Annotated in this window: 12 protein-coding genes; 6 read left to right on the top strand and 6 right to left on the bottom strand. The window is 65.6% G+C overall.

What is annotated here, in order from left to right; all coding sequences use genetic code 11:
- Positions 1–2: 2 nt before the first annotated feature.
- On the bottom strand, positions 3–734 hold the full coding sequence (locus tag ACFXIV_RS23525; protein WP_379421325.1) for a hypothetical protein: 732 nt from the start codon (positions 732–734) through the stop codon (positions 3–5).
- Positions 735–1431: 697 nt separating this feature from the next.
- Here ACFXIV_RS23525 and ACFXIV_RS23520 point away from each other — a divergent pair.
- Complete coding sequence (locus tag ACFXIV_RS23520) at positions 1432–1590, top strand: hypothetical protein (protein WP_379395744.1); 159 nt, start codon at positions 1432–1434, stop codon at positions 1588–1590.
- Between the two features lie 67 nt (positions 1591–1657).
- On the opposite strand, the gene ACFXIV_RS23515 is transcribed toward ACFXIV_RS23520, so the two are convergent.
- Entirely contained in the window at positions 1658–2476 is an 819-nt protein-coding gene (locus ACFXIV_RS23515) for a MerR family transcriptional regulator (RefSeq protein ID WP_379395746.1), read from the bottom strand.
- Between the two features lie 128 nt (positions 2477–2604).
- On the opposite strand from ACFXIV_RS23515, the gene ACFXIV_RS23510 reads away from it, so the two are divergent.
- The 3 genes from ACFXIV_RS23510 to ACFXIV_RS23500 all read left to right on the top strand — a co-directional run bounded on the left by ACFXIV_RS23510 (position 2605) and on the right by ACFXIV_RS23500 (position 3965).
- Entirely contained in the window at positions 2605–2979 is a 375-nt protein-coding gene (locus tag ACFXIV_RS23510) for a nuclear transport factor 2 family protein (protein WP_379395748.1), read from the top strand.
- Positions 2980–3021: 42 nt separating this feature from the next.
- Positions 3022–3348, top strand: coding sequence for a putative quinol monooxygenase (locus tag ACFXIV_RS23505; RefSeq protein ID WP_379395750.1), 327 nt, complete (start codon positions 3022–3024; stop codon positions 3346–3348).
- A 149-nt stretch (positions 3349–3497) separates the two neighbouring features.
- On the top strand, positions 3498–3965 hold the full coding sequence (locus tag ACFXIV_RS23500; protein WP_379395752.1) for a nuclear transport factor 2 family protein: 468 nt from the start codon (positions 3498–3500) through the stop codon (positions 3963–3965).
- Between the two features lie 65 nt (positions 3966–4030).
- Here the strand turns inward: ACFXIV_RS23500 and ACFXIV_RS23495 are convergent, their stop codons facing one another.
- Both ACFXIV_RS23495 and ACFXIV_RS23490 read right to left on the bottom strand, forming a co-directional pair.
- Positions 4031–4378, bottom strand: a complete 348-nt coding sequence (locus tag ACFXIV_RS23495; protein ID WP_379395754.1) for a nuclear transport factor 2 family protein — start codon at positions 4376–4378, stop codon at positions 4031–4033.
- A 64-nt stretch (positions 4379–4442) separates the two neighbouring features.
- A complete protein-coding gene (locus ACFXIV_RS23490; RefSeq protein WP_379395756.1) occupies positions 4443–5681 on the bottom strand; it encodes a cytochrome P450 in 1239 nt (412 codons plus the stop codon).
- A gap of 56 nt (positions 5682–5737) precedes the next feature.
- On the opposite strand from ACFXIV_RS23490, the gene ACFXIV_RS23485 reads away from it, so the two are divergent.
- On the top strand, positions 5738–6343 hold the full coding sequence (locus ACFXIV_RS23485) for a TetR/AcrR family transcriptional regulator (protein ID WP_379395758.1): 606 nt from the start codon (positions 5738–5740) through the stop codon (positions 6341–6343).
- A 274-nt stretch (positions 6344–6617) separates the two neighbouring features.
- Positions 6618–7313, top strand: a complete 696-nt coding sequence (locus ACFXIV_RS23480) for an alpha/beta fold hydrolase (RefSeq protein WP_379395760.1) — start codon at positions 6618–6620, stop codon at positions 7311–7313.
- Between the two features lie 92 nt (positions 7314–7405).
- Here the strand turns inward: ACFXIV_RS23480 and ACFXIV_RS23475 are convergent, their stop codons facing one another.
- Both ACFXIV_RS23475 and ACFXIV_RS23470 read right to left on the bottom strand, forming a co-directional pair.
- On the bottom strand, positions 7406–7846 hold the full coding sequence (locus tag ACFXIV_RS23475; protein ID WP_379395762.1) for a nuclear transport factor 2 family protein: 441 nt from the start codon (positions 7844–7846) through the stop codon (positions 7406–7408).
- Complete coding sequence (locus tag ACFXIV_RS23470) at positions 7843–8694, bottom strand: NAD(P)H-binding protein (protein WP_379395764.1); 852 nt, start codon at positions 8692–8694, stop codon at positions 7843–7845. The genes ACFXIV_RS23475 and ACFXIV_RS23470 overlap by 4 nt, the downstream gene beginning before the upstream one ends.
- Positions 8695–8763: the final 69 nt, after the last annotated feature.

Genomic DNA, 8763 nt, shown 5'->3' with positions numbered 1-8763 from the left:
CTTTATGGCGAAGTGACGGGCGCGCCGGATCCATCGGTCGGGCCGCCCGACGGCGGGAGGGGCGAAGCGAGGCCCAGTATCGCCCCGACCGACGCCCCGAGCGCCCCGCCGAGCAGGGCGGCCGGTCCGGCAACGACGGCGACGCCGACAGCCGCGCCGAGGAGCGGGCCGACAACCAAACCGGTCGGCAGGAACGGGATACCGACGACGAATCCAGCGGCGGCCCCGACCAGGCCCGCACCTACCGCGACGGGCGCGGACACTCCCGCGCCGAGGCCTGCACCGATTGCCGCACCGACGCCCGCGTCGACAACGGCGACGGAGCATCTCTGGGGATCTACCGGCAGGTACGCGCAGAACGTCTGGACCGGCTGCTGATCCATGGCCGGCATCGAGTCCGTCGCGTCCGCATTCTCGATTCCGGTCCAACCCGCGGCGGCAAGCGGATTCGCCGGGCCGATGGCTGGATCGCCGCTGCTCATATCGACCGCGGGTGCGACGCCGACCGGCGACTGGCCGAACGGAGCGAGTTCGGTCGGCAGCGCGAACGGATCCTGCCCCTGCGCGAATTGCCTCAGCGATAGCCAGTCCGCTGTCGTGGGTAGCGCGGCAGGTGGCGGCGCGGTGCCATCCGGGGATGCCGCGGCGACTCCGGTTCCGAGGATGACGGCAACCGGCAAAAAACTCGCAATCAATAGTGGACGTGAGCGGCACCAACGGCTGGCTTCCGGCATTCCGCACCTCCTGGACTCAAAGCTTCTCTGCATCGAGCATTTGTCGTACGGCGTAGATAGCTTAAGCGGCAGGCACGGACGGATCGGGAAGAAATGCCGAATTCCATGTGCACCTGGCAAATCCGTGGCCGTACCAGACGGTGCGCAGCACCCTCCGCCATCCGAATGCACCCGGCCGATATCCCGCTAACCGCGCCAGCCGTTAGCTGCTTGTCATCGAATTTCTCAGTTCGAGCCAGCGCTGCGCTCCTGACCGTGGACCTGGGCCCGGGCAAGGGCGGCGCGGGATCGCAATGCCGACGACTCCTAATGAGAATTGGCGGCGCCGGATTCTCATCGAGTCGCCGCTTTCTTCCGCGCCGCGAAACGAGCAAGTGCCACACACGTTCCACGAAAGCTCAACGCGGAGAGACCATGTATGCGAACTGCCCGCGACCGCTGCCATATGGCTCACCGACATTCCGTGGCCGGGGGTGTTTCAGGTCGAGTTCACAGACGCCAATGGGGCTGTTTCCGGGACGCGCTGGAATCCATTCTGCTGCTGGCGTTGTGGATTGGAATCGGGTGGCTTCGCCGGGCATCGCACAAATGTGGCAGCCCTCTCGGATCCGGCTCTACAGCCGGCGGAGCGAGCGATCGGAAACACGCCACGTCAGGTCCGAACCACAGCGAGCGCGGGCTGGAGCGGCTGGTCTTCTTGAGTGATGCCGTGGTGGCCATCGCGATAACGCTGATCGCGTTGCCGTTGGTCGACAGCGCACGCGGCGTTGCGGACTCGAGCACCTCGAAGTTCCTGGCGGACAACAGCTATGCGCTGCCAGGCGTCCTACGGCGGCATTGGGCGCGGGCCGTGTGACGGAACGCTGACTGCCACACCAGGATCGGGCCTTACGCGGCCTCGGCCCCGACTGGCCTGTCTGCCGCTAGCGGTTGGAGCGGAAGATGGGCCAGCCGACCTCCGTCACCATGTCCTGCGCGCTGGCCACGTCCAAGGGGCTGTGCAGGTAGTACTCGCGCAGCGGGCCGTCGACGCCGATCTCGTGGCGTGCCGCGTAGGTGCCCAGATCGCCGTAGGTGAGGTCGATGGTGTCCAAGGGGCCATGGTGGACAGCGATCGCGAGTTCCGCGCCGGGCACGACCAGCGGGCCGACCCGGCCGACCGGGCGTACGTCCGGGTCGGTATGGATGAACACGATCGCCTCACCGCGCTCGTCCACGAGCAGCTCGCTCGCGAACAACCCGCTGATCGGGCCGGTGCGACGCAGGCGCCGGGCGGTGACGAAGCCGTGCAGTTCGCCGAGGGCACCCTGCCACCAGCTCAGCACGTCGTGCCGGTCGACGACTTCGCGGATCCCGATCGCCGGCAGCTCCGGAACCGTCCGGTACTCGATCGTGGGCCCGCGCTCGGGGCGGACCAGCAGCTCGCGTAGCGATTCCACGGCGCTCTGGGTCTGAGCGAGCCTGTCTTCCAACCGTGCGAGGTGCGCACTGATCAGTTCGTTGCGAGTGGTCACATCGTGGGTGGCCAGCACCGCCTTCACATCGGCCAAGGGCATCTCCAGGTCGCGCAGGCGACGAATCACCTGCGCCGTGGGCACCTGGTCGAGGGAGTAGTACCGATAGCCCGTGTCCGGGGCGACCTCGGCCGGCGCGAGCAACCCCACGTCGTGGTAGTGCCGCAGCGTCTTGATGCTCAGATGCGACACCCGGGAGAACTCGCCGACCGTCAGCCCTGTCTGCATGACTGCCAGTATCAACCCTCCCCCTACCGGAGGGTCCAGCAGAAGATCACCGTTGACTCTCCCGATGCCGTAGCGCCCAACGTATTCGGTGAGCACCGTTCCACCCCCAGACCATCGAAGGAGCTCCCATGAACGCCACCGCCCCGACCGTCGCACTGCCCGAGGTCGTCGTTGCCCATATCGCTGCGGTCAACGCCTTCGACCTGGATGCCATCATGGCCACCTTCGCCGAGGACGCCCTGGTCAACGACGTGCGCCGCGAATTCGCCGGCACCGCGTCGATCCGCGCCTGGGCGCGCCACGAACTGGTCGCCGACAAGGTCACCATGGAGGTGACAGCGGTCGTCCCCCATCCTGGCCTGACCATCGTGCGGGCACGCTACGACGGGCAGTACGACAAAACGAATCTGCCCGACGAACTGATACTCACCAGCTACTTCACCACCGCCGACGGCAAGATCACTTCCCTGATCATCGTGCACAACCAGCCGGCCCCCTACTGAACCGCGCCCACATCGGCAGCCGACACCTTGCAGGAGCACTCCATGAGCACACTGGTCACCGCCGAATTCTTCGCCCAGCCCGGCCGCGGCGACGACGTCGCGCAACTGCTGCTGGACATTCTGGGAGAAAGCCTCGAACACGAAGGGTGCGAAGAAATCCGCATCCTGCGCGATCAGGACGATGCCGACCATGTCGCAGGCCTGACCCAATGGACCGAGCGGCACAACTACACCGACTACCTCGCCTGGCGCACCGAACACGGCTTCACCGCCACCTTCGAGGCCATGCTCACCCGCCCCCTGGTCATCCACTACTACGACCAGATCTTCCAGAACCAGGGCATCGCAGCACGCACACGAGCAATCTGACAGCCCGGCAACCCGATTCCGTTTTACAAGCGGATGGTCCCCGGCCGCGCGAGCCACTGCCGATTGTCGGTCTCGGCCCTGGGCTAGGTTTTGATCAGGTTGATGGAGTGGGCCGAGCGGGTGCGAAACGAGCCGAAGGAGCTCTCGACATGGCAACGCACACGCACATGACCGAGACCGAAGCAGCCGACCGGCTCGCTCTCCGTGAACTCATCGACGCCTACGCGCAGTGTGCCGACCGGCGTGATGCCAAGGGACAGATGGCCTTGTTCACCGAGGACACGCATTTCGTCGTCTTCATGTATGCACGCAACCCTGAACCGTCACAAGAACTGAACGGCCGTGAGTCCCTGGCACCCGTATTCGACGCCCTCAACGCCTATGCGGCCACAATGCATTTCAACGGACAGACCACGGTCGACCTATCCGGTGAACGCGCGACGGGCGTCACCTACTGCATGGCCCAGCACCTGACCGAGAACGAGGACGGGTCCCGCGCCATCATGACGGCCTGGATCCGCTACCTCGACACCATGATCAAGCAGGACGGCGTCTGGCAGTTCACCGAACGCAACCTCATGGTCGACTGGACCGACACGCGCCCCAGCTCCCCCTGAGTCCCGCGGCGCATCGATCAGACGCGGAATCTCCACTTGTGCAATCTGTTTCGGAACGTTCGGGGTCACTGCGAAACTTGGCGGTAGTAGAGGGCCATGCGTGCGATGTGGTCGCCGTCGGCCGCGACGGTGAGATGGTCCATGGCGTATTGGACCGCGTCGTAGCCGTCGACTCGCGCTTGGAGTTCGAAGGCGATTCGGTTGTCCTGCTCGATCCACCCGGCGGCGGTGACCCTGGGAGTGACCGCGAGGATGGTCTTCTCGTAGAAGCCGCGAATCTGCTCGGAACCGGCGAAATGCCCGAACGGATTGAGCAGTTCGGCGTTGTCGGCGAACAGCGCGACGATGCCATCGAGGTCACCGGCGTTGACCCTGTCCACATAGCGGTCGGCGAGTTGTCGAGCTTTGCCCATGGAAACAACTTTCTTCTACGCCAAGGTCTGGTTGACGAGTGCCGCAGGGCAGCAATGGATTCGGTCAGCGTGCGGTCATGCGCAGCGGCAGGTGACGCAGTCCGGTGTGGCGGCTGCTGCGTGTCCACTCGACCGGTCCGGCGAGTTCGAAGCCGTCGAAGCGGGCGAACAGCTCCTCGAATACGACCCGCATCTCCAACCGGGCCAGATGCGCGCCGAGGCAGAAATGGATGCCCTGACCGAATCCCAAGTGCGGGTTGGGGTCTCGATGGATGTCGAAGCGGTCGGCGTGGTCGAATCGGAGCTCGTCACGGTTGGCCGAGGCCTCCCAGACCAATACTTTCTGGCCCGGTTCCAGCCGGTGCCCGGCCAGTTCGACAGGGCGGGTGACCGTGCGGCGCTTGGACGGAGACGGCGCGGTCCAGCGGACGATCTCCTCGATGGCGACCGGCAGCAGTTCCGGGTTGTCACGCAATTCCGCCAGCTGCGAAGGGTTTTCGATCAGCGTGAGAAGTCCGGCGGCAATGGCGTTGCGGGTGGTGTCCGAGCCGCCGGAGAACAGCAGATTGAAGAACGACCGCAATTCCTGGTCGGACAGGCGCGACGGGTCCTCGTCCGGCATCTCCGCGTGGACGACCAGCGACAGCATGTCCGCACCCGGATCTGCCCGGTGCTGGGCGATCTGCGCCAAGCCGTACTCGTAGAGCTCCCCCATCGCCGCCGTCCGCTCCGGGCTCGTGGTCAGGTAGTCCTGGCCGTCGGGAATGTCGAAGACATGCTCGATGAGCCCGAACAGGCGGTGACGATCCGCCTCGGGGATGCCGAGCAGGAAGCAGATCGCCTGCATCGGAAGCTCGGCCGCGATCTCGGTGAGAAAGTCGTGGTCGCCGCCACTGACGACGGTGTCCAGCAGGCGCCCGGTACGCGCCCGCAGATCCTCTTCCAGGTTGCGAACCGTCCTGGGCGTCAAGCCTTTCGACACCAGACGCCGAATCCTGGAGTGCCGCGGATCGTCCATCATGTTCAACACCACGCCCGCCATCGGCAGGTCCTGCAGCACGGTGCCGCCGTAGGGCCGGTCGCCGCCGGTCTCGGAGGAGTAGGTCGCGGGACTGGTCAGGACCTCCTTGGTCTCGGCGTAGGTCGCCACCGACCAGAACCCTTCACCATCGGGGGTGTGCGCGGTGGGCTCGTGCCAGTACACCGGAGATTCGGTGCGGTGCAGGGCGAACAGGCCGTGCGGGAAGCCAACGGCGAAGTTGTCCAGATCGGTGAGATCCACGGACGAGAGCGACTCAGCCATGTGTTACAAGCTATACACTTCTAGATAAATCTGTAAAGCACCTAGGATGACCCACTGTGACAGCTCCGAAGTTGGCCTGGGGTGGGGATCCACCCATGGACGGCGCGGGTGCGCGGCAACGGCTCGTCGAGGCCGCGGCCCGATGCCTGATCCGGTTGGGTCGCGCGCGCACGTCGATCAGCGTGGTCGCCGCCGAGGCGCGGGTCTCACGACCGACCGTCTACGCACACTTCAGCGGCCGCGAAGAATTGATCGAACTCGCCGCGACACATGTCTCGGCCGGGTTGTTCCAGCACATCGTCGACGAGGCGAGTCATGCGCCCACGGCAGCGGATTTCGTGGTGGAGGCCACCGTGGCGGGCGCGCGGCTACTGCGTGAAACCCAGCGGACCGCCCTGTCCTCGGCAGACTCCGCCGACGCCGAATGGCTCGCCACACTGATGACACCGGAGTCCCTGCAGCTGGCCCGGCACTATCTCGAACCCATCCGCCAGTACGAGCCCGACCTGGAACTGGACCTCGACGAAATCGCCGAAACAACAATCAGATTCCTCATCTCGATCCTGCAATTCGACACCCCCGCCACCAGCGACTCCGAGCGCCTGCGCGGCTACCTGCGCCGCCGACTCGTCCCCGCTCTCGGGCTGAAGTCCCGGCCATAACCTCAACCGGCTCAACCAAGACCCGCCTTCGGCGTACCCGACCTCGCACCCACTGCCGCGTGGCGCGCGCCCGGCTGCGGCCGACCCCGGCGGGTTCGAATGGCGTGTGTGCACGGGTGGGTTCGACAGAACCTCGCGAAAGCTCGGTCCAAGTGCGGGTCGTGGAGGACGATGAGGGCTGTGGGGGCCGATCCGGCCATCACGGTTCGAAGACGGAGAACCAACCTAGTGCGGTGCGGATCCGGCTGATTCGTGCCGAGGAAGGGTGCGCATCATGTCGACGCCGACCACACCGAGCATTGTCTTCGCTCACGGCTTGTGGGCCGACGGGTCCTGCTTCAGCAAGGTGATTCCCACCTTGCAGGCGGAGGGACACCAGGTGGTGTCCACGCAGAACAGCCTCGACACCTTGGAAGGTGACGTCGCCGCGGTCAAGCGGGCGCTGGGCCGGGTCAGCAGCCCGGCCATCCTCGTCGGTCACTCTTACGGCGGCACCGTCATCACGGCCGCAGGGACCGATGACCGTGTCGCGGGACTCGTCTACATCGCCGCGCTCGCCCCGGACGAGGACGAGACGTCGCAAAGTCTGCAGGCCAAGTTCCCCACGACGGATCTGTTCGCGCACATCGAGATCGCCGAGGGTCGAATCTGGTTGCGACCGGACGGTATCGAGTACTTCGCGGGCGATCTCTCCGAACAGGAGCAGCAACTCGTGCTGGCGACCCAGGGCGTCCCCACCGCGGACCTCTTCGACCAGCAGGTAGCGGGCACCGCATGGAAGTCGACGCCGAGCTGGTACATCGTCGCCAGAAACGACCGCACCGTGCACCCCGAGCTGGAGCGCTTCTGCGCGAAACGCATGAACGCCAGCACCTACGAGGTGGACAGCAGCCATGTCCCCATGCTGTCCCAGCCCGGCCTGGTGATCGACGTGATCCGTACCGCCGCGAAATCCTGTCAGGGGGCGTAGCCGGCCTCTCACAGTGGGAAGAGTTTCAGCAGGCGTTCGAGAGAGCGGCTGCTCGAGTTTCCCTGTGCGGGAAGATCATTGCCGGGGAGACCTCAGGTGGCGGCGGGCCATCCGATCGCGTCGAAGACCGCGAGCGGGTCGAGGTAGTCGCGCCAGTGCACGATCTTGCGATCGGCGATGGTCAGCACCGAGATATAGCGGTTGGCGTAGGCGGCACCGGTGGCGACGGTACGGCCTTGGGATGCGTATTCGAGAACGACCACGCCGGTGTCCTTGTCGTGGTGGACGGCCAGGTCGTGGCAGCGGTCGAGGACGAAGGTCTCGCCGTAGGGGCGATACAGCTCGGCGATGGCTTGCCGGCCGATCACCCGGCGCGGATAGCCGGGAACCGTGATCACGTATTCGATGACGACGTCCTCGGCGAGCATGTCGAAGAAATGATCGCCGTCCACGAGGCCGTTGACGCCTTGCTCGATGATTCGGAAGAAGGGGTCCAGGGCACGGAAATCCTCGAGATTGCCGATCCGGGTCATCGGGCTGTCTCCTTACTCCAGGCTGCTGCCGTGCGGTGAGCGAAATCGGTGAAGTCCGTTGGCGCCGAACCGGTTACCTTCTCCACATCACCGGTGGGCCGTGAGCCATGTCCGGATGCGATGGTTTCGGTCAGCATGCGCAGGACCGACGCATACTCGTCCGGAATTCCACCCGCAAGGGCGGCGCCGATCCATTCATCGCGGTCGATGTCGAGATGAGTCACGGTGGCACCCGAGACGCGGCTGATGATGGCGGCCGCGTCCGCGACGGTGATCGCTTCGGGACCGGTGAGCGTGTACTGCGCGCCCGCGTGCGCGGCCGGATCGGCGAGGGTCGCGCTCGCGACCGCGGCGATGTCGTCCGCGTCGATGAACGCCTCCGCGCCATTGCCGGTGGGGACCGCGATGACACCGTCGACCGGAGCCAGGAAGGTTTCGCTGAAGTTCTGCATGAACCACGCCGGGCGCAGGATCGTGTGGCCGAGGCCCGTACGACCGATCAGGTCGAGTTCCACACTGCGCGTGGCCATTTCCGGTGGCGCGGCGTCGACCCCGTAGGCGCTGAGATAGGTGATGTGACCGACGCCGGCGGCCTCGGCCTGGTCCAGGAACGCCGAGACCTGCCCGGCGAAGTCGATACGCCCGACCGGACCGATGAGATAGACCCGTTCGGCACCCGCGAGTGCCGGTGCGTAGGTGCGGCCGTCGTCCCAATCGAAGCGGACGTCGGCGCCGGTTCGGGCCGCGGTGCGCACCCCGATCCCAGCCGCGCGCAGCTTGCTCGCCACGCGCGAACCGGTCTTACCGGTGGCACCGAGCACAAGGGTGATAGCAGTCGGATTCTTCATACGATCATCGTGGCGGCGTAGGTTGAGCTTATCAATGCGCGAAACGCTCCAATTACGATGAGATACTCT

Source organism: Nocardia sp. NPDC059236, from assembly GCF_042754085.1.
Lineage (GTDB): Bacteria > Actinomycetota > Actinomycetes > Mycobacteriales > Mycobacteriaceae > Nocardia.
Note: the sequence above shows the minus strand (reverse complement) of the source record. Positions and strands in the feature narration are given on the sequence as shown.

Coding starts and splice junctions, on each gene's coding strand:
- ACFXIV_RS23525 (WP_379421325.1), bottom strand. CDS start 734: ATGCCGGAAGCCAGCCGTTGGTGCCGCTCACGTCCACTATTGATTGCG.
- ACFXIV_RS23515 (WP_379395746.1), bottom strand. CDS start 2,476: ATGCAGACAGGGCTGACGGTCGGCGAGTTCTCCCGGGTGTCGCATCTG.
- ACFXIV_RS23510 (WP_379395748.1), top strand. CDS start 2,605: ATGAACGCCACCGCCCCGACCGTCGCACTGCCCGAGGTCGTCGTTGCC.
- ACFXIV_RS23505 (WP_379395750.1), top strand. CDS start 3,022: ATGAGCACACTGGTCACCGCCGAATTCTTCGCCCAGCCCGGCCGCGGC.
- ACFXIV_RS23500 (WP_379395752.1), top strand. CDS start 3,498: ATGGCAACGCACACGCACATGACCGAGACCGAAGCAGCCGACCGGCTC.
- ACFXIV_RS23495 (WP_379395754.1), bottom strand. CDS start 4,378: ATGGGCAAAGCTCGACAACTCGCCGACCGCTATGTGGACAGGGTCAAC.
- ACFXIV_RS23490 (WP_379395756.1), bottom strand. CDS start 5,681: ATGGCTGAGTCGCTCTCGTCCGTGGATCTCACCGATCTGGACAACTTC.
- ACFXIV_RS23480 (WP_379395760.1), top strand. CDS start 6,618: ATGTCGACGCCGACCACACCGAGCATTGTCTTCGCTCACGGCTTGTGG.
- ACFXIV_RS23475 (WP_379395762.1), bottom strand. CDS start 7,846: ATGACCCGGATCGGCAATCTCGAGGATTTCCGTGCCCTGGACCCCTTC.
- ACFXIV_RS23470 (WP_379395764.1), bottom strand. CDS start 8,694: ATGAAGAATCCGACTGCTATCACCCTTGTGCTCGGTGCCACCGGTAAG.